The organism is Streptomyces sp. 1331.2 (genome assembly GCF_900199205.1).
Lineage (GTDB): Bacteria > Actinomycetota > Actinomycetes > Streptomycetales > Streptomycetaceae > Kitasatospora.
The window spans coordinates 7,242,201-7,260,638 of record NZ_OBMJ01000001.1 but is presented as its reverse complement, the minus strand read 5'-3'; the positions used below and the strand labels follow the sequence as shown (position 1 = coordinate 7,260,638).

At 72.2% G+C, this 18,438-nt stretch carries 15 protein-coding genes; 5 read left to right on the top strand and 10 right to left on the bottom strand.

Going from position 1 to position 18,438, the window contains the following annotated elements:
• The first annotated feature begins 124 nt into the window (after positions 1–124).
• A complete protein-coding gene (locus CRP52_RS31520; protein ID WP_097239501.1) occupies positions 125–544 on the top strand; it encodes a winged helix-turn-helix transcriptional regulator in 420 nt (139 codons plus the stop codon).
• Between the two features lie 197 nt (positions 545–741).
• Here the strand turns inward: CRP52_RS31520 and CRP52_RS31515 are convergent, their stop codons facing one another.
• The 3 genes from CRP52_RS31515 to CRP52_RS31505 all read right to left on the bottom strand — a co-directional run bounded on the left by CRP52_RS31515 (position 742) and on the right by CRP52_RS31505 (position 5,470).
• On the bottom strand, positions 742–1,992 hold the full coding sequence (locus CRP52_RS31515) for a D-arabinono-1,4-lactone oxidase (RefSeq protein ID WP_097239500.1): 1,251 nt from the start codon (positions 1,990–1,992) through the stop codon (positions 742–744).
• 80 nt (positions 1,993–2,072) lie between these two features.
• Entirely contained in the window at positions 2,073–4,001 is a 1,929-nt protein-coding gene (locus tag CRP52_RS31510) for a phosphatase PAP2 family protein (RefSeq protein WP_097239499.1), read from the bottom strand.
• Between the two features lie 107 nt (positions 4,002–4,108).
• Entirely contained in the window at positions 4,109–5,470 is a 1,362-nt protein-coding gene (locus CRP52_RS31505) for a jacalin-like lectin (RefSeq protein ID WP_097239498.1), read from the bottom strand.
• Positions 5,471–5,744: 274 nt separating this feature from the next.
• On the opposite strand from CRP52_RS31505, the gene CRP52_RS31500 reads away from it, so the two are divergent.
• Positions 5,745–8,162, top strand: coding sequence for a SpoIIE family protein phosphatase (locus CRP52_RS31500; protein ID WP_097239497.1), 2,418 nt, complete (start codon positions 5,745–5,747; stop codon positions 8,160–8,162).
• 127 nt (positions 8,163–8,289) lie between these two features.
• On the opposite strand, the gene CRP52_RS31495 is transcribed toward CRP52_RS31500, so the two are convergent.
• Positions 8,290–9,633 (bottom strand): DUF1254 domain-containing protein, encoded by a 1,344-nt coding sequence (locus tag CRP52_RS31495; protein ID WP_179852983.1) that lies wholly within the window; start codon positions 9,631–9,633, stop codon positions 8,290–8,292.
• Positions 9,634–10,063: 430 nt separating this feature from the next.
• Here CRP52_RS31495 and CRP52_RS31490 point away from each other — a divergent pair, with 430 nt between their 5' ends.
• Together CRP52_RS31490 and CRP52_RS31485 are read left to right on the top strand one after the other, a co-directional pair.
• Positions 10,064–10,759, top strand: coding sequence for a FadR/GntR family transcriptional regulator (locus CRP52_RS31490; RefSeq protein ID WP_097239495.1), 696 nt, complete (start codon positions 10,064–10,066; stop codon positions 10,757–10,759).
• A 10-nt stretch (positions 10,760–10,769) separates the two neighbouring features.
• Positions 10,770–11,762 (top strand): RICIN domain-containing protein, encoded by a 993-nt coding sequence (locus CRP52_RS31485; RefSeq protein WP_257032954.1) that lies wholly within the window; start codon positions 10,770–10,772, stop codon positions 11,760–11,762.
• A 115-nt stretch (positions 11,763–11,877) separates the two neighbouring features.
• Here CRP52_RS31485 and CRP52_RS31480 read toward each other — a convergent pair whose 3' ends face one another.
• Positions 11,878–12,456, bottom strand: coding sequence for a helix-turn-helix domain-containing protein (locus CRP52_RS31480; RefSeq protein ID WP_097239494.1), 579 nt, complete (start codon positions 12,454–12,456; stop codon positions 11,878–11,880).
• A gap of 42 nt (positions 12,457–12,498) precedes the next feature.
• Here CRP52_RS31480 and CRP52_RS31475 point away from each other — a divergent pair, with 42 nt between their 5' ends.
• The gene (locus CRP52_RS31475; RefSeq protein ID WP_257032953.1) at positions 12,499–13,755 is read left to right on the top strand and encodes an alpha/beta hydrolase family protein; all 1,257 of its coding nucleotides are present in this window, start codon (positions 12,499–12,501) and stop codon (positions 13,753–13,755) included.
• Between the two features lie 199 nt (positions 13,756–13,954).
• On the opposite strand, the gene CRP52_RS31470 is transcribed toward CRP52_RS31475, so the two are convergent.
• The 5 genes from CRP52_RS31470 to CRP52_RS31450 are packed head-to-tail and all read right to left on the bottom strand — an operon-like array spanning position 13,955 to position 18,413.
• Positions 13,955–14,953 (bottom strand): aldo/keto reductase, encoded by a 999-nt coding sequence (locus CRP52_RS31470; RefSeq protein ID WP_257032952.1) that lies wholly within the window; start codon positions 14,951–14,953, stop codon positions 13,955–13,957.
• Positions 14,950–15,714, bottom strand: coding sequence for an SDR family NAD(P)-dependent oxidoreductase (locus CRP52_RS31465; RefSeq protein WP_097239492.1), 765 nt, complete (start codon positions 15,712–15,714; stop codon positions 14,950–14,952). Before CRP52_RS31465 ends, CRP52_RS31470 begins: the two co-directional genes overlap by 4 nt.
• Before the next feature lie 11 nt (positions 15,715–15,725).
• Positions 15,726–16,577 carry a fumarylacetoacetate hydrolase family protein gene (locus CRP52_RS31460; RefSeq protein WP_097239491.1) on the bottom strand — a complete coding sequence of 284 codons (852 nt, stop codon included), beginning with the start codon at positions 16,575–16,577 and terminating at the stop codon, positions 15,726–15,728.
• Between the two features lie 34 nt (positions 16,578–16,611).
• Positions 16,612–17,373, bottom strand: a complete 762-nt coding sequence (locus CRP52_RS31455) for an SDR family oxidoreductase (protein WP_097239490.1) — start codon at positions 17,371–17,373, stop codon at positions 16,612–16,614.
• On the bottom strand, positions 17,370–18,413 hold the full coding sequence (locus tag CRP52_RS31450; RefSeq protein WP_097239489.1) for a zinc-dependent alcohol dehydrogenase: 1,044 nt from the start codon (positions 18,411–18,413) through the stop codon (positions 17,370–17,372). The genes CRP52_RS31455 and CRP52_RS31450 overlap by 4 nt, the downstream gene beginning before the upstream one ends.
• Positions 18,414–18,438 lie beyond the last annotated feature (25 nt).

Sequence of the window (18,438 nt, the reverse complement as noted above, 5' to 3'; positions counted from 1 at the left end):
CATCACACGCATCGCATATCTTGCGTACATCACGTGCATCATGCGCATCACGTACATCACGCACAGCCTGGGACACTCGCATCCTCCCAAGGCTGCAGCCGTGTCCCGTGGATGTTGGGGGACCATGACCACCGAAAACCCCGTCTGTTGCTCCGATGGCGCCGCCCGCCCGATCCTCGACCAGATCACCGACAAGTGGTCGATGACGGTCATGGCGGTGCTCGACGAGCCCCGGCGGTTCAACGAGATCAAGCGCCGCATCGACGGCGTGACCCAGCGGGTCCTGACCCAGACCCTGCGCCGTCTGGAGCGCAATGGGATGATCATGCGCCGGGTGCTGCCCACCTCGCCCGTCGGGGTCGAGTACTCCCTCACGCCACTCGGCGAGTCCCTGTGCGAGCCGTTCGGCCGGCTGTACGCCTGGGCCCTCGCCAACACGGAGGAGATCCGGGCGCATCAAGCGGACTACGACCGGCGGACGCACGGCTGCCGAAGCCAGGAGCCTTCCGTGCCACGGGAGTTCGAGACCTCGGAACGCTCCTGAGGTGGGGCGACGGGCGCACGGCTCCGACGCTCGGCTGCCGGGAAAACCGCACTCCTGCGGCAGTTGAGGACTCCTCGCAACTGATTGCGCGTCACTTCTCGCTGCGCCGGCTCCGATCCGTACCTGCGCGAAGAATTGAAAACATCACAACGGGCCCTCACGGCGGCTCAGGACCGACCGGTTGCGCGCCTGGCGCACTATCCGGCGGGGAAGTGACGGGCGAGGAAGCCGTTGCGGAACCTGCCCGCCGGATCGAACTCTTCCAGCAGCCTCCGGAAGTCCTCCCACCGCGGGTAGGACTCCCGGATCGCCTCGGGCGCCGTGCGGAAGACCTTGCCCCAGTGCGGGCGGGCGGCGAAGGCGGACAGCGCCTGCTCGACCGCCTCGACCGCGTCCGCCACGGCCACCGGATCGGGGTGCCAGGTGAAGTGGAAGGCGACGCAGTCGCGTTGGTAGGCGGGGCTGAGCCAGAGCGCGTCGGCCGCCACCGTGCGGATCTCACCGATCTGCAGGGCCGGCGCGATCCGCTCCCGGACGGCGTCCAGCGCGTCGAACGCGGCGACGGCGTCGGTGCGGGCGACGAAGTACTCGGACTGCAGTTCGTCGCCGCTGCTCGGCGTGAAGTCCGGCCGGAAGTGCGGGAGCCGGGTGTGCCACCGGCCCGGAACGCCCAGCTGTCCCGTGCAGGGTTCGGGCGGACACCCCGGCACGGGATGGCGCGGGCCGTCGGCGAGCACCGCGCCGAGCCAGGCCCCGGGGGCGTCGGGGCCTCCCCGCTGCTTGAGCCAGACCTGGTCGATCCGGTCCGTCCGCCAGCCCGTGAAGAGGCTGACGCTGTACGCCGCCGCCATGATCTCGTCGAACCGTTCGCGCAGCACGGCCGTCGGCAGGCCCTCGTAGACCCACTGCCGGACCTCGAACGCCGGCACCACGTCCAGGGTCAGCCGGGTGACCACGCCGAGGGCGCCCAGGGCCACGACCGACCCGGGGAACTCCGCGGCGCCCCGCTCGATCGTCACCAGGGCGCCGTCCGCCGTGACCAGCTCGACGGCGCGCACCGCCGTGGCGAGGCAGCCGTTGGCGCTCCCCGAGCCGTGCGTGCCGGTGGCACACGCGCCCGCCACCGAGATGTGCGGCAGCGACCCGAGGTTGTGCAGCGCGAGCCCCACCCGGTCCAGCACCCCGGCGACTTCGCCGAACCGCATCCCGGCGCTGACCGTGACCGTGCCGGCCCGCTCGTCCGGCTCGACCACCCGGGGCAGGCCGGCGACGGACACCAGGTCGCCCGTGGTGTCGGCGATCGCGTTGAACGAGTGCCCCGTCCCGAGGACCCGCACGGACCGGGCGCCCGCGACGATCCGCCGCAACTCGGCCACGGAGCGCGGCTCGTGGAACCGCTCGGCCCTGAACGTGATGTTCCCGGCCCAGTTGGTCGCGGCGACGGTCATTGGGTTGTGCCTCCTCGGTCTCGGGAGCACGCGGTCCGTTCGGCAGCGCACGGGGCGTGCTCAGCAGCGCACAGGAGTGCTCAGCAGCGGGTCAACCGCACCGCGAGACCGTCGTGGGAGTACAGCGGCCTCACCTCGTACCCGTCCGCGTCGACGGTGATGCTGCCGAACTCGCCTTGCAGCGTACGCCCGTTGAGCAGCGGCAGCACCACGTCCTCGTCCGGGTCGAGGGTGTCCGGCAGTTGCAGGAGGAGCTGGGCGCCCCGGCCGAGCGTCACCCGGCCCGCGACAATCAGTGCCGGGGAGTGGCAGTGGTGGAGCGTCAGCTCCAGGCCCGTCCCGGCGGCCTGGAGGAGGTCGCCGTGCACCCGGACGGCACCCCGCTCGGCGTCCACCCGCAGCGTGCCGCCGCGGACCTGGACGCTGCCTCGTCCGAGGGCGTCGCGGGACCCGGTCACCAGGACTCCGCCCGCCACCACGGTGGCACCGGTGTAGCGGTTGGTGCCGGTCAGGGTCAGCGTCCCGGTGCCGCGCTTGGTGAGACCGCCGGGGCCGGCGATGTCGTTCTGCCACGCGTCCGCCGCACAGAACCCGCCGTCGGCGGCGTTCAGCTCCACCGTCACGTCCCGCTCGAACGCGCCGTAGCCGTCGGCCGCCGCGAACAGGTTGAGCCGGCCCCACATCTCCGGGCCGTCCAGCAGGACGTAGCCGGAGGGCAGGGCCGTGGTGCGCAGCACCTCGCGGCGCTGGGCGGCGTCCAGGTAGGGCAGGCGGGTCTCCAGCAGGACCTCGGCGCCCTTGGGGACGGTCATCGGGACGTCCCGGCCGCTGCGGCGCAGGACGTACGTCAGCTTCGGCGTGACCTGCTCGGCGTTGGCCTCGCGGTCGGCGTACGGGTCCTCGGCCGAGGTGGCCCGGTGGGCGTAGGCGTACAGGGTGTCGGCGGTGCTGCCGGTCTTCGACCGGAAGTACGCGGCGGCCTGGCTGCGGGCGGCGGCCTTGAGGGTGGCGTTGCGCGGGTCGGCGAGGGTGGCGGCGGCGAGCGCGGTGGCGAGCGTGCGGCCGCCGATGACGTCGAGCGGGGAGTGCATCCCGGACATGATCCGGGTGTGGCTGAGCTCGAACGCCCGGGCGATCAGCTCCTGGAAGCGCTCGGGCACCGCGTAGGCCAGGGCCAGCGCGGACAGGTGGAAGGCGTTGGTGTGACCGCTCACGAAGCCGCCGTCGTCCGCCGGGGAGTTGCTGCGCTGGCGCAGCAGCTGCGGGGCGACCACGACGTCCGAGGCGTAGACCGGGTAGCCGAGGGCGTCGGTGGCACCGGTGTCGACCACCGCGCTGTCCTCGTTCATCCGCCACGGGCGCGGGTAGCGATAGGCGTACTTGGCCGGGTTGCCGGAGGCGTACGGTCCGCGCAGCGTGTTGACCAGGGTGACCACCTGCCCCAGCTCCGAGTCGACGGCCCCGGGGCCGATCGCGGACCCGGCGGGCGCGCCGGCCGGGACGGCGTCGTCGATCTTCGCGGGCGGGGTGGAGTCGGGCGCCGTGGTGATCGAGGTGACGGCCCGGGCACCGGTGCGGTACAGGTCGGCGAGCGGGCCCAGGCCGGCGATGACGGCGTAGCCCTGGTGCTGGCGGTCGTAGATGAACGCCTCCTTGGCCTGGTCCGCCGTGCGCTCGGTGGTGATCTCCACGCAGTAGCGCACGTTGGCGCGCAGCACGTCGGCCATCAGCGGCGAACCGTCGTTCCAGGACGTGCCGGTGTGCCAGATCCGGTTCATCCCGGTGAGGATGCGCACCGCGGCGTTCCCCTCCGGGGTGAGGTCGGCCATCGTGTTGGTGGCGTAGGAGTCCACGAAGGCCGCACCCGGGACGGGGCCGGCGGGTGCCGCGGCGGCCCGCTGCGGGGCGGCCAGCAGGCTCAGGGCGGTGGGCGCGGTGAGGAGGCCGACCGAGGTGGCTGCGGAACTGCGCAGGAAGCGGCGGCGGTTCAGGGTGGGCTGCTCGTACATTGCTGGTCTTCCTGCTGTGGTGTGCCGGGCGGGCGGAGCGGTGTGCGGGAGGGAGAACGCAGGTCCCCGGCCCGGGTGGCGGCCCGGGCCGGGGACGTGAGGGGCGGTCAGCGACGGGTGAACAGGAAGCCGAGCTTGTCGACCTCGTCGCCGGCGCGTCCGTGGAACCCGGCGAACTGCCAGCCGTCGGGCGCGGTGCGGGTCACGCAGTCGGAGGTGGTGGTGCCGCCGGCCAGGGACCGGCCCAGGTTGGTGCTGAACGAGGCGTAGAAGATCCGGGTGTGCCCGTTGTAGGAGCCCTGGCAGAGGGTGGCCGCGCTCACGTACTCGCCGCTGCCCAGGGTGAGCGAGGAGGCGGTGCCGCCGGAGCCGCCGTGGGTGAGGGTGGTGCCGTCGGCGAGGGTCAGGCCGACCTGGTCGACCCGGCTGCCGGCCCGCAGGCTGACCGTGGCGGCCCGGGCACCGGCCGGGATGCGGTCGATGTCGTCGTAGAAGTCGCCGTGCGGGCCGCCGAACTGATCGCTCGCCAGGTACGCCTGGTTCCGGCTCCAGCTGAAGCCGACGGCGACCGGGTCGTGGTCGGAGAGCATCTTTCCGGCGCCGTCCAGGAAGTCGGCGTGCTTGTTGGCGTACGAGGTCGCGGTCAGCGAGACGAGCGGGCTGCTGCGGTACAGGACCTTGTCGACGATCTCGCAGGTGTCGGTGGGCGCGTTCTGGTCGCACAGCAGCGGGTCGGCGCCGCGGGTCGGCGCCACGCCGCCGCGCTTCAGCTGCACCCACGCGTCGGTCAGCCGGTTGTCGGCGGCGAAGGCGGCGATGGTGTCGTCGGCGCGGGTGTAGCGCGTGTTGGTGTCCCCCATCACGACGACGGCGTTCCCGGCCGAGTGGGTCCTGACGTAGCCGGTGAGCTGCGCCAGGTTGGCGGCGCGGGCGGCCTCGTCGCCGGGCTCGGTGCCCGCGTTCGCGTGGAGGTTGTAGAAGTCCACGTAGACGCCCTCGGCCAGCCGGGTCCGCATGAAGGTGAACCCCTTGGGCGTGAGGCAGTCACCGGAGTCCAGCTGACAGTCGTTCCACTTGACCCGCTCGAAGTCGTCGGTGTCGTAGGCGAGGGCGGACAGGGTGTTGAGGCCGCTGCCGATGCCCGCCCCGCCGCTGGTCGCCGTGCGGTTCGGGTGGGAGTCGGCGGCGTACAGCGCGGCGTGGTAGTTGAAGTCCTCCTGGACGTGCACAACGTCGTACGGGGCGAGCCGGCTGCCGATGGCGGTGGTGCTGCTCTGCCGCTCGGTCGAGGAGCTGTTCACCACCTGCGGCAGGCCGGCGACGTTGTACGTCAGCACGGAGAAGGCCCCTCCCCCGGCGGCGGCGTGCGCGGCCGGCGCACCGACCAGGCCGGCGAGCGCGGTGGCCGCGCCGAGCGCGCCCGTGAGGACGGCGCGGACGAAGGGATGGCGGTGGCGGGGCTTGGACATCGGTGCTCCGTTCGGAGGACGGCCGCGGGGATCCGGTGCCCCGGAGCGTATGAGCGAACAATGAGCGCGTCAACACGGCCAACAGACCGCCATGAAGCTTCTGACCTGCAGTTTTACGATGCCATGCCAGGTTCTGCACAAAGATTCTGTTAGCGTTAACAGACTGTTCGTGGTGCGGCCGGACTCGGGAGCGCGCGCCCCGGAGGGCGGACCTAGGCTGTAGCCAGGCGCCGGGGTCACTCCGGCCTGCACGGCTGCCCGGACGGAGGCGCGCGTGGAGACGACCGGCGAGCAGGACGCGCCCACCGCCGTTGTCACGGTCGGCCCGGACGGCGTGGTGACCGGCTGGAGCGCGGGCGGGGTCCTGTTGCTGGGCTGGTCGGCGGAGGAGACCGTCGGCCGGCCCGTGGCCGACCTGCTGGTCGATCCCCCGCCCGGATTCCCCGGGAGCGACGGCGTCGGACCCACCGGCCTGATCACGCTGCGTCACCGGGACGGTTCCACGCTGGACGCCGTGGTGACGGCCCAACCCCTGCGCGACGCCGACGGCCGGACCCTGAGCCGGGTGGTGACCTTCCAGCGCTGGGACCGCCGCCCCGTGATCGCCGACCGGGCCTTCGAGCAGAGCCCCTTCGCCCTCGGCGTCTACGACCCCGACCTGCGGTTCCTCTGGGTGAACGCCGCCGCGTGCCGGGTGATCGCGCACACCGAGGAGCAGCTGCGCGGTGAGATGTACCGCGAGCTGTTCCCCGAGCTGGAGGGCGTCCCGTACACCGACAAGCTCTCCGAGGTGGCCAGGACGGGCGTGCCCGCGCGTCTCATCACGATCTTCAAGCCGCTCGGCAGCGCCTACGCGAACGCCTGGGCCACCAGCATCTGGCCGGTCCGGGACGCCGAGGGCACGGTGCGCGCGGTCGCCAACTGGGGCTTCGACATGAGCGCCGAGTACTGGGCCCGCCAGCGCCTGCTCATCCTCAACGAGGCCACCCGGGGCATCGGCCGGACCCTGGACGTGGTCAGCACCGCCCGGGAGCTGGCCGAAACCCCGGTGCCGGGCTTCGCCGACCTGGTCACCGTCGACCTCTTCGACGAGGTGCTGCGCGCAGAGGAACCGCCCGCCTCCGCCGCGGTCGCCGCCGGCGGCACCGTCACGCTCATCCGCGCCGCCCGGCACAGCGCGAAGCAGGCCCCCGAAGGATCCCCGGGACCGGCGGGGCCGGTCGGCTACGCGCCCGGTTCCGTCGTCGCCCGCTGCATGTCCACCGGCCGGTCCCTGGTGCAGCTCGCCGGCGAGCCCGACGAAGGCGGCGAATGGGCCTTCGGTCCCGGTCTGGCCGCCGACCCCGCCCACTGGCCGCCGGGACTCCCGCTGATCGACCGGTCCATCGCCGCGCAGGGGTTCACCGGCAAGATCACCGTGCCGCTGCTGGCGCGCGGCGCCGTGCTCGGCGTCGTGGCGTTCGCCCGCCGCGACCGGCCCGAGGCCTTCACCGCCGACGACCTGATCCTCGCCGAGGAACTGGCCGCCAAGGCCGCCGTCGCCATCGACAACTCCCGCCGGTACTCGCGCGAGCACACGACCGCGCTGACCCTCCAGCGCAGCCTGCTGCCGCAGCGCCTGCCGCGTCAGGAGGCGATCGAGGTCGCCTCCGGCTACCTGCCCGCCGGGGCCGGCGCGGGCGTGGGCGGCGACTGGTTCGACGTCATCCCGCTGTCCGGCGCCCGGGTCGCCCTGGTCGTCGGCGACGTCGTCGGGCACGGCCTGCACGCCTCCGCCAGCATGGGCCGGCTGCGCACGGCCGTCCGCACCCTGGCGGACGTGGACCTGCCGCCGGACGAGCTGCTGACCCACCTGGACGACCTGGTGCTCCACCTCCCCGACGACTCCCGGCCCGAGGACGGTTTCGAGTCGACCGGCGAGGCCGGGGCTACCTGCCTGTACGCCGTGTACGACCCGGTCTCCCGCCGCTGCGCCATGGCGAGCGCGGGCCATCCGCTGCCATTGGTGATCGCGCCGGACGGCGCCCGTACCCCGGTCGAGGCACGGTCGGGGCCCCCGCTCGGCGTCGGTGGGCTGCCGTTCGAGGCGGTCGAGGTCGAACTGCCCGAGGGCAGTCTGCTCGCCCTCTACACCGACGGACTGGTGGAGAGCCGCGAGCGCGACGCCGAGCAGGGCGCCGCCGACCTGCTCCGGGTCCTGAGCGAACCGGCCGCCTCGCTGGAGGCGCTCTGCGACACCGCGATGAAGGCCATGCTCCCGGAGCACCGCACCGACGACGCGGCCCTGCTGCTCGCCCGTACCCGGGCGCTGGACCCGGACCACGTCGCCGGCTGGGAGATCGAGCCCGACTTCGAGCAGGTGGCCCGTGCCAGGCGGCTGGCAGCCGACCAACTGGCCGTCTGGGGCCTGGAGGAGACGGCCTTCGTCACCGAACTGGTCGTCAGCGAGCTCGTCACCAACGCGATCAAGTACGGCCGGCCGCCCATCCGGCTGCGGCTGATCCGCAACAGCGCGCTGATCTGCGAGGTCTCCGACGGCAGCGCCACCGCCCCGCACCTGCGCCGGGCGCGTGCCTTCGACGAGGGCGGCCGCGGCCTGATGCTGGTCGCCCAGCTCACCCAGCGCTGGGGCACCCGGCACGCCACCGACGGCAAGACCATCTGGTGCGCGCAGACCATCGAGTCGACCTGACACCCGGACCGGCCCTGAGCCGTGCAGACCGCCGGCCCGCACGCGGGGTGGCCCGCCCGGGGGGATCCCGGGCGGGCCTGGACGGCGGGCGGTCTCGCGGGCCGTCGGCCGCGGTGCCTTCGGGCCGTCAGGCCGAGTGGTGGCGGCCCTTGACCTGCACCAGCGGCGGGGGCCAGCTCGCGGGGATGTCGTCGGTGCGCGGCGCGTACAGCCGCAGGGTCACCGAGAAGTTCCCGCTGGTCGGGATGGGGAGCCAGTTGGCCGTCTGCAGGGCGGCGTCGGCGGGCGGTTCGGCCTGGACGTACAGGGTGGTCGCTCCCGTGACCGGATCGGCCAGGGGCGGGGTGTAGTGGCCGATGGCGTAGATGTCGTCGGGGTTCTCGACGAGGAAGCTGTCGGAGTCGTAGGCGGTCAGCGACCAGAACGCGTCGACGGGCGGCAGTTGGCCGGCGGGGAAGGTCAGGGTGTAGCGGAGCGGAGCTCCGGTGCTGTCGGCCGCCGCGCCGCTGATGCTGGGGTAGAGGGCGTCTTCGGGGAGGTTGGCGCCGAGCCCGATCGCGGCGATGTAGGCGCGCTGGAGGTAGTGGAGGCCGTAGTACCCGATGTCGGTCCTGGTGAAGGTCCAGCCGTTGACCGGCTCGGAGGCCTTGTGGTTCTTGATCAGGACGAGGCCGTGGTTCTTGGCCAGCTCCAGCCGCTCGTCGGAGGGCAGCTTGGCGGGGTCGTACGGGAAGACGCCCAGGTCCCGGAGGGCGGCGGACATCCAGGGGTCCTGCGGGTTGAGCGGTGTGCGGGTCAGCAGGGCGGCGAGTTCCTTGAAGAACTCGGGGCCGCTCATCGTGACGTTGAGCTGGTCGGAGGGCGGTGCGGTGGGCAGGTCGGGGTCGTAGGTACCGTCCGGAGGGTCGTAGCTGCCGTCGTTGGGCCACGCGCTGACCGGCAACAGCCGCATCAGGTCCTGGTAGCCGTTGACGGTCTGGATCTCGGCCTGGCTGTCGTCGAACACCTCCGTGCGGCCGAGCAGCCAGACCGTGTTGGTCGGCATCGGCAACTGATGGACGCCGTCCGGCAGTTCGCCCTGCCAGTCGGGGCCGGTCAGCGCGTAGGAGTAGACCTCGGCACCCGTGGCCGGGTCGGTGACCGGCGCTGCGAGCGGGTTGAGGCTGCTCGGGTCGCCGACGACGTTCGTCCACGCGTCCAGGATCTCCATCAGCCAGTAGCGGCCCTCGTCCATGACCGGCACCTCAAGCACCATCGGCTCGGCCGTCAGGTCCAGCCACGCCTGTGTGTACAGGGTGTCGACGTTGGGCCGGACCACCTCCTTCGTCTCCGGCGTGGCCAGCGCGGTGTGCTGGAGGAGCTGGTTCGTCGGCGCCGCCGACGAGCTCACCTCCACGGTGTTGGTCTCCAGGCGGCGGGTCAGCTCCATCAGGACCAGCGGGTATCCGAAGACGTACACCTCCGTTGCCATGCTCGCCGGGTCCTTCGCGGAGTCGGGCGTCGTTGAGGCCATGCCATCGTCCCTTCTGGGCGGTCGGAGCGCCGACGCTACCGTCCGCATCCGGGGCGTCACAGGTGTAGAACAAGCCATCCGTGGAGGTTCCCCCTCAATCGGAATGTTCTGATTCCCCTCTCCCGAACGGAAGTTGATGACAAGTCACTTATGCATGTGGAGAAACGGTGATGGTGGCCCGGCGGGTTCGGCGATCCACTCGCAGGCTCCCGCCGAGCCCACCGCATCATCCCGACCGGCGAACCGTCGTCAGGACGGCCGACCGGGCGAGGCTCGCCTGTCGATACGCGCACTGCGGGGGCGGCCACCCGGACGTCGGAAGGCCGCCCCCGCAGCGGGTTGGGGTGCTGTTTACTTGAGAAGATCAGATGACCAGGAAGGCAAGACCGTGCCCGTCACCGATGAGGCGATCGAGAAGATCAAGGCCATGATCGTGAGCGGCGAGCTCCGTCCCGGCGCGCGCCTCCCGAAGGAGGCCGACCTCGCGGAGCGGCTCGGCCTGTCCCGCAACTCCCTGCGGGAGGCGGTCAAGGCCCTTTCGCTGATCCGCGTGCTCGACGTGCGCCAGGGCGACGGCACGTACGTGACCAGCCTGGAGCCCGAAATCCTGCTGGACACCCTCGGGTTCGTCGTCGACTTCCACCAGGACGACACGGTGCTGGAGTTCCTGGAGGTCCGACGCATCCTGGAGCCCGCCGCCGCCGCGATGGCCGCCCGGGTCATGCCGGACGAGGAGATCGCCGCCCTGGGTGAGGTGCTCGCGAGCCTGGACGCGAACGCGTCGCTGGAGGAACACATCGCCAACGACCTGGAGTTCCACCGCAGGATCGCGGCCGGGTCGGGCAACACCGTGCTCTGCTCGCTGATCGACGGCCTGTCCGGACCCACCTTGCGGGCCCGGGTCTGGCGCGGGCTGACCGAGGAGAACGCAGTGACCGACACCCACCGGCAGCACCGCGCGATCCTCGACGCGATCGCCGGCCGCCGCCCGGAACTCGCCCACTCCTGGGCCACCGTGCACGTCGCCGGGGTCGAGCAGTGGCTCCGCGGCACCCTCGGCGAAGCGGGATCGCCGCTCGGCTGACGGGAGTGGCGTGGGCCCCGCGCCCTACGCCGGCGGGGACCATCCCTGTCCCGACACTCCGTGGGCCGGCATCTCCCTCGGCTGGGGCTGGCAGTCGGCGGCCAACGCCGAAGGCAACAACAGCATCAGCTTCAACCGGCTCGGCAACGTGATGAACCGGCTCTGCGACTCCGCCGGCATCTACCACCTCTCGAACGACCCGGGCACGGTGCTCAACGGCAACTACATCCACGACGTGGTGCGGAGCCCGGCCGCCTGCGGCTCGCCGGTGCACGGCATCTACCTGGACGAGGGCTCGGACGGCATGACCGTCTCGAACAACGTGCTGTCGCACACCGACGGGTTCATCCACCAGAACCGCAACGGCTCCCACATCACCCTCACCGACAACACGACGTCCGGCGACTCGGTGATCAAGGCCTCCGGCCTCGAATCCGCGTACCAGTGGCTGGCCGCGACACCCAACCTCGCCGCCGGCAAGCCGGCGTCCTCGTCCTCCGTCGTCGGCTCCGGCTGGGAGGCCTCGAAGGCCGTCGACAACAACGCCTCGACCGGCTGGTCTCCGACCGGGAACGACACCTCCGCCTGGTGGCAGGTAGACCTCGGCAGGTCCTACCAGCTCGGCCAGTTCGCACTGACCACCCGTCAGGACGTGGACCGGCCCGAGACCCGCGGCAACTTCGAGGTCCGCCAGGCCTTCCGCTACGTCCGCGTCGCCAAGACCGACGGCTCGTACTTCTTCCTCGCCGACTTCAGCGTGCAGCAGGCGGGCGGGGCACTGGCGGCCGCGACCGGAGCGCCGACCACCGACCCGTCGACCTTGTACACGATCAAGAACGTCAACAGCGGGCAGATCATGGACGTGTCCGGCCGGTTCACCGCCGACGGCGCAAGCGTCATCCAGTGGCCGAGCAACGGCGGTGCCAACCAGCAGTGGAACATCGTCCGGGTCAGGGTTGAGCACAGCGCCTACCTCGCCTCCTGCGGAATACGGCCCTGGTGATCGGCGTCTCCAACCACCCCAGGCCCCGTGACGATCAAGGACGCCGGCAGGTCACTCGATCTGGGTGGCTCGTGATCCTCGCGATCCTGCTGCCGGTCCGCACGATGCGTAGTCGTCAACGGGGTGGCTGCTCGGCTCCGCTCGTCGGCCACTCGGTTTGCTGGTGCGGAGCTTCCACCGGGAAGTGAATGGGGCTGAGCAGGTATTGCGTCCGCTCGGGGCTGGGCGGGTTGGCCAGTCTTGGCGCGATGGCCTTCCTCAGGTCGCTGATCATCTCCGTCAGTTCCGTCGGGCTGAGCCAGAGGGCATGCTGCCGGTAGCCCACCTGGTCGACTACGGGGTCTGCCTCTTCGCGGTCGAGGTAGGCGTTGAACTCGGCCAGGAGAGCGGTCATCGCCGTGGCGAACGCCTGCCGATGCTCCTCGGGGGCGAGCGCGCGGACCACCTCGGCGCCGATGACGGCCCGCTCCTGGCACAGCCGGTAGTGCCGTTCCACCGCCCCACGCACCTTGTGTTCCTCGGCCACCTCCAGGATCCCGCCGCCGACCAGCAGATCGATGTGCCGGTAGACGGTGGCCTTGGAGGCTTCCGGGATTCGCGCGCACAGCTGAGCGGTGGTCAGCAACCGTCCACCGCCCATCGCATGCACGATCCGCAGCCGGATGGGATGGGCCAGCAGTTTCAGGGAGTCCACATCCAAACCTTCTCACAACTGCTACCGTTCTCAATTATGCGAATGGATGGGAATGGGGTGCTGGAGATGGCGCGCGGCTTCGCCGCGCTGCTGCGGGCAGAGTGTTTCGACCAGATCGTGGAGCTCTTCGCGCCCCCGCTGCGGGCTGCGGTCTCCCCTGAGGCGCTGCGGCTGACCTGGGCGGCCGAGGCTGCCGGGCACGGCGGGATCCAGGCGGTCCAGGAGCCGGAGATCGAGGACGGCGGGACGGACCCGGTCCGGGTACGCATCGCGATCACCTGCGCCGACGGGAGCTTCACCGTGGTCACGTCGGTCGGTCGCGACGGTCTGCTGCACGGGCTGCGACTCGATCCGTACGGTGGCGCCGTGTGGCATCCGCCGCACTACGCGCAGGAGGACCGGTTCGCCGAGCGGGAAGTCCTGCTCGGTACCGGGCCGCTCGCGGTGCCGGGCACGCTCACCCTGCCTGCCGGCGGCGGCCCGTGGCCCGCCGCGGTCCTGCTCGCCGGCGGCGGGCCGTTCGACCGGGACGAGAGCATCGGCCCGAACAAGCCGCTCAAGGACCTCGCCTGGGGTCTCGCCTCCCGTCAGGTGGCCGTGCTGCGCTTCGACAAGCCGACCTTCGCGCATCCCGGCCGCTTGCCCGCCGACTTCACCATGACCGACGAGTACCTGCCGCCCGCCCTCGCCGCCGTTCAACTGCTGCGGCAGCAGCCCGAGGTGGACCCCTGCCGGATCCATCTGCTCGGCCACAGCATGGGAGGCAAGGCGGCGCCTCGGATCGCCGCCGCCGATCCGTCGATCGCGGGCCTGGTGATGCTCGCCGCAGACGCGCAGCCGATGCACCAGGCGGCCGTCCGGGTGGCCCGCTACCTCGCGGACCTCACTCCCGGCCCGAGTGCCGAACGGGCGGTGGCCGCGCTCGCCCGGCAGGCCGAGTTGGTGGCGGGCCCCGCACTCACTCCCAACACAGCGCCGGAACTCCTGCCCCTGGGACTCTCCGCCGCCTACTGGCTCGACCTGCGTGCCTACGACCCAGTGGCCACGGCGGCCGCACTGGCCTGCCCGATGCTGATCCTGCAGGGCGGGCGGGACTATCAGGTGACCGTCGCCGACGATCTGGAACTCTGGCAGCGAGCTCTGGCACACCGTCCCAAGGTAGCCATCCGGGTCCACCAGGACGCCAACCACCTCTTCCTGCCCGGCAGTGGCCATCCGACCCCAGCCGAGTACGCCAGGCCAGGGCACGTCGACCCGGCGGTGGTCGACGAGATCGCGACCTGGCTGGCACGACACTGAGGGAGGTCAAGTCACCGCCTGTTCACCCTGCCCCAACCGGAAACGCCCTCAAGCCGAAAATCAACAAGGCATCACAGAACACCCACTCAAACCTGGCCGTCGGCGTCGACGACGATGACATCCAGGGTGCGGGGGCCGTGCACACCCTCCACGCGGGCGAGTTCGATGCGGCTGGTGGTGATGAACAGCGCGACGCGCATCAGCACTCCTCCTGCGGGGTGGGGACGCCCGGCGGCAGCAGCCCGCTCTCCTTGAGCTCCGCCCAGAGCGTGTCCGGGACGCGGTGGCAGAGCATGGCGGCGGCGTCCCGGACCTCGGTGGCGTTGCGGGTGCCGACGAGGACCGAGGCGACGGCGGGATGCCCGAACGGGAAGCGGAGCGCTGCGGCACGTAGCGGCACGCCGTGGTTCTCGCACACGGCTTTCAACCGCAGTGCCCGGTCGAGGAGTTCGTCGGGTGCGGTGGCGTAGTCGAAGGTGGCGCCGGGCTTCGGGTCGGCGAGCAGGCCGGAGTTGAAGACCCCGCCCATGACGACGCCGACGCCGTGCTCGGCGGCGAGCGGCAGCAGTTCGGCGAGGCCGCGCTGGTCGAGCAGGCTGTAGCGGCCGGCCAGCAGGACGGCGTCGATGTCGGTCTCGCGGACGAACCGGGCGGGCAGCTCGGCCTGGTTCATGCCGACGCCGATCGCGCCGAGCAGGCCTTCGGCGCGCAGCCGTTCCAGTTCCGGGTACGCCTCGGTGAAGGCCTGCTCCGCGTGGTCGTCGGGGTCGTGCAGGTAGACGATGTCGATCCGGTCCAGGCCGAGCCGTTCCAGGCTGTCCTCGATCGAGCGGCGCACGCCCACGGCGCTGAAGTCCCAGACCCGTTGGTGGGTGGCGGGCACGGCGAATCCGTCGGCGAGGTCGTCGCCGTGGGGTTCGGGGGCCGGGCGCAGCAGTCGGCCGGCCTTGGTGGAGATCGTGTACTCGCCGCGGGGGCGGCCCCGCAGAGCCTGTCCGAGCCGCCGCTCGGACAGGCCCAGTCCGTAGTGCGGGGCGGTGTCGAAGTAGCGCACGCCCGAGTCCCAGGCGGCGTCGACGGCCTCCCGCGCCTGCTCGTCCGTGACCGGTGTGAACAGGTTGCCGATGCCCGCCGCTCCGAAGGCGAGCTCGCTGACCGCCACCGTGCTCCGGCCCAGCGGCCGCAGGCGGGGGCTCACCGGGTGGCCTCCGCCCGCAGGCGCAGGTTGGCCATGCCGCCGTCGACCTGCAGGACCGTCCCGGTGGTGCTTGCGGCGGCCGGGGAGGCGAGGTAGGCGATGGCGGCGGCCACCTCCTCGGGGGTGACCAGGCGGCCGTGGGGCTGGCGGGCGTTCAGGGCGGCGCGTTCGGCGGCGGGGTCGTCGGCGGCGTCCAGCAACCGGCCGACCCAGGGGGTGTCCACGGTGCCGGGGCTGACGCAGTTGAAGCGGATGCCCTCGCGGACGTGGTCGGCTGCCATGGACAGGGTCAGGGCCAGGACCGCGCCCTTGCTGGCCGCGTACAGCGCGCGCTGCGGCAGACCCGTCGTGATCACGATCGAGCCGAGGGTGACCACCGAGGCGTGGGCGGAGCGGCGCAGGTGGGGCAGGGCGGCCCGGGTGGTGCGGACGACGCCGAGCAGGTTGACGTCCAGGACGCGCTGCCACTGCTCGTCCGGATTGTCCTCCACGGTGCCGAGGGCGCCGATCCCGGCGTTGTTGACCAGGACGTCGATCCCGCCGAGCGCCTTGGCCGCGGCGTCGACCGCCGCGCGCACGGAGGCGTCGTCGCCGACGTCGGCGGTGAGGCCCAGCAGCGGCTCCTTCACCGCCTCCGGGTCGAGGTCGAGGACGGCCACCCGCGCGCCGCGCTCCGCGAGCAGCGTGGCGGTGGCCAGGCCGATCCCGGACGCGCCGCCGGTGACCACGGCCGAGAGGCCTGCGAGGTCCTTCGTCGTCATACGGGTGCCTTTCACGCGTGGACGAAGGTCTGGCGCTGGGCGCCGAGGCCGTCGATGGACAGCTCGACGGTGTCGCCCGCACGCAGGTAGGGGGTGCCGGGCAGGCCGAGGGCCACGCCGGCCGGGGTGCCGGTGTTGATGACGTCGCCCGGGCGCAGCACCATGAACCGGCTCAGGTACCAGACCAGGTAGGCCACGTCGAAGACCATGTTCTTGGTGTCGCCGCTCTGCCTCGTCCGACCGTTGACGGCCAGGTGCAGGCCGAGCGCCCGCGGGTCGCCGGCCTCGTCGGGGGTGACCAGCCAGGGGCCGAGGGGGTTGAAGGTCTCGCAGGACTTGCCGAGGTCCCACTGCGCGGAGTACTCCAGCTGGAACTCCCGCTCCGAGACGTCGTTGCTGATCGAGTACCCCGCGATGTGCGCCGGTGCCACGTCCGGGCTCGCCAGGTAGCGGGCCTCGCGGCCGATCACCACGGCGAGTTCGACCTCCCAGTCGGTCTTCACCGAGCCGCGCGGGATCAGCACCGGGTCGTACGGACCGACCACGGTGGACGGGTCCTTCAGGAACACCACCGGCCGTTCGGGGACGGCGGCGCCGGTCTCCTCGGCGTGGTCGCGGTAGTTGAGGCCGATGCACACCACCTTGCCCGGCCGGGCGACCGGTGCCCCGACTCGCGCACCGGCGGTGTCCAGCGCGGGCAGCGAGCCCTCGGCCAGGGCCGCCCGGACCCGGTCGATCCCGCCGGAGGCGAGGAACTCCCCGTCGATGTCACCGGTCAGCTCCGACAGCGCGAACACCCGGCCGTCCTCGGCGAGAACCGCCGGGATCTCCGATCCCGTGTCGCCGATCCGAAGCAGTTTCAAGAGGACTCCCAACTGGACAGCGGAACAGGGGTGGTCAACGGCCCAGCCATCCGCCGTCGACGGGCAGGACGGTGCCGTGGACGTAGGCGGCGGCGTCCGAGGCCAGGAAGACGGTGGCGCCGGCCAGGTCGTCGGCCCCGCCCCAGCGACCGGCCGGGATCCGCTCCAGGATCGCCGCGTTGCGGACCGGATCGGCCCGCAACGGCGCGGTGTTGTCCGTGGCGATGTAGCCCGGTGCGATGGCGTTGACGTTGACGCCGCGCCCGGCCCACTCGTTGGCCAGCGCCTTGGTCAGACCGGCGACGCCGTGCTTGGCGGCGGTGTACCCGGGGATCGTGATGCCGCCCTGGAAGCTGAGCAGCGAGGCCGTGAAGATGACCTTCCCCCGGCCCCGGGCCGCCATCGCGCCGCCCACCGCCCGGGCCAGCGCGAACTGTGCGCTCAGGTTGACCTGGAGCACCAGGTCCCAGTCCTCGTCCGGGTGTTCGGCGGCGGGGGCACGGCGGATGGTGCCCGCGTTGTTGACCAGGATGTCCACCGGCCGCTCGCGGCCCGCGAGGTCCGTGCCCAGGGCGCGCACCGCGTCCGGGTCGGCGAGGTCGGTGCGCAGCGCCTCGAAGGTGCGGCCGGCGGCCAGGACGTCCTTCTCGACCTCGCTGCCGGTCTCCTCCAGGTTGGCGCTGACGCCGATGACGTCCGCGCCGGCTTCGGCCAGGGCGCGGGCCATGGCCCGGCCGATGCCCCGCCGGGCGCCGGTGACGACCGCGAGCCTGCCGGTCAGGTCGAAGGCGTTCACGCTGTGACCTCCTGGGTGTCGCCGGTGCAGTCCACCAGGATCTTCATCACGTCGCCGCCGCCCTCCAGGGCCTCGAAGGCCGCGGGCGCCTCGGTGAGTGGCACGATCTTGCTGATCAGCCGATCGGCCGGGATCGTGCCGTCGGCGACCAGTGCCACCGCCCGCTCGAAGTCGGAGCGGTCGTACAACCGGGCTCCCACCAGGGTGAGTTCACGCCAGAAGAAGCGGTGCAGGTTCACCTCGCGGGGCCGGGGGTGGATCGCCACCAGGCACAGCCTGCCGCGCACCCCCAGGACGTCGACCGCGGTGTCGACCCCGGCCGCCGCGCCGGACACCTCGAAGGCGACGTCCGCGCCGGCGCCGTCGGTCCACTGCCGGACCGCCTCGGGTACGTCCTCGGCGGCCGGGTCCCAGGTGGCGAGGCCCGACTCCTCGGCCTGCTTCCGCCGGTGGGCACTCGGCTCCACCACGCGCACCTCGGCCCCGGCCGACCGCGCGACCAGCGCGATCAGGATTCCGACCGGACCGCCGCCCACGACGACGACCCGCTCCCCCGCCAGTACCTGGGCCCGCCCGACGTCGTGCACGGCCACGGCGGTGGGCTCCACCAGCGCGGCCCGGTCCAGCGGGAGGGAGTCCGGCAGCCGGACGAGCGTGTCGGCGGGGACCGTCCAGCGCTGCTGCATCGCACCGGGCGAGTCGATGCCGATGAAGTCCAGGTTCTGGCAGACGTGCCGGTGGCCGCTCCGGCAGGCCGGACAGCTGTCGTCCCAGCGCAGCGGCATGACCGTCACCGCGTCCCCGGGCTGCCAACCCTCCACCCCGGCGCCGACCCGCACCACGCGGCCGGACATCTCGTGGCCGAGGACGGCCGGGGCGGCGACCCGGGCGTCCATGTCGCCGTGGAAGATGTGCAGGTCGGTGCCGCAGATCCCGACGTACGCGGGAGCCAGCAGCACCTCGCCGGGGCCGGGCTCGGACGGTTCGACCGGAGCGGTGTCCAGCGTGCGGGCGGCCGTGTATCGCACAGCAAGCGTCATCGTGGTTCCCGGGTCCCTTCGGAAC

Bases quoted from the DNA above. Each gene is read 5' to 3' on its own strand.
- CRP52_RS31520 (WP_097239501.1), top strand. From the start codon at position 125: ATGACCACCGAAAACCCCGTCTGTTGCTCCGATGGCGCCGCCCGCCCG.
- CRP52_RS31495 (WP_179852983.1), bottom strand. From the start codon at position 9,633: ATGGCAACGGAGGTGTACGTCTTCGGATACCCGCTGGTCCTGATGGAG.
- CRP52_RS31510 (WP_097239499.1), bottom strand. From the start codon at position 4,001: ATGTACGAGCAGCCCACCCTGAACCGCCGCCGCTTCCTGCGCAGTTCC.
- CRP52_RS31475 (WP_257032953.1), top strand. From the start codon at position 12,499: ATGGATGGGAATGGGGTGCTGGAGATGGCGCGCGGCTTCGCCGCGCTG.
- CRP52_RS31465 (WP_097239492.1), bottom strand. From the start codon at position 15,714: ATGACGACGAAGGACCTCGCAGGCCTCTCGGCCGTGGTCACCGGCGGC.
- CRP52_RS31515 (WP_097239500.1), bottom strand. From the start codon at position 1,992: ATGACCGTCGCCGCGACCAACTGGGCCGGGAACATCACGTTCAGGGCC.
- CRP52_RS31450 (WP_097239489.1), bottom strand. From the start codon at position 18,413: ATGACGCTTGCTGTGCGATACACGGCCGCCCGCACGCTGGACACCGCT.
- CRP52_RS31505 (WP_097239498.1), bottom strand. From the start codon at position 5,470: ATGTCCAAGCCCCGCCACCGCCATCCCTTCGTCCGCGCCGTCCTCACG.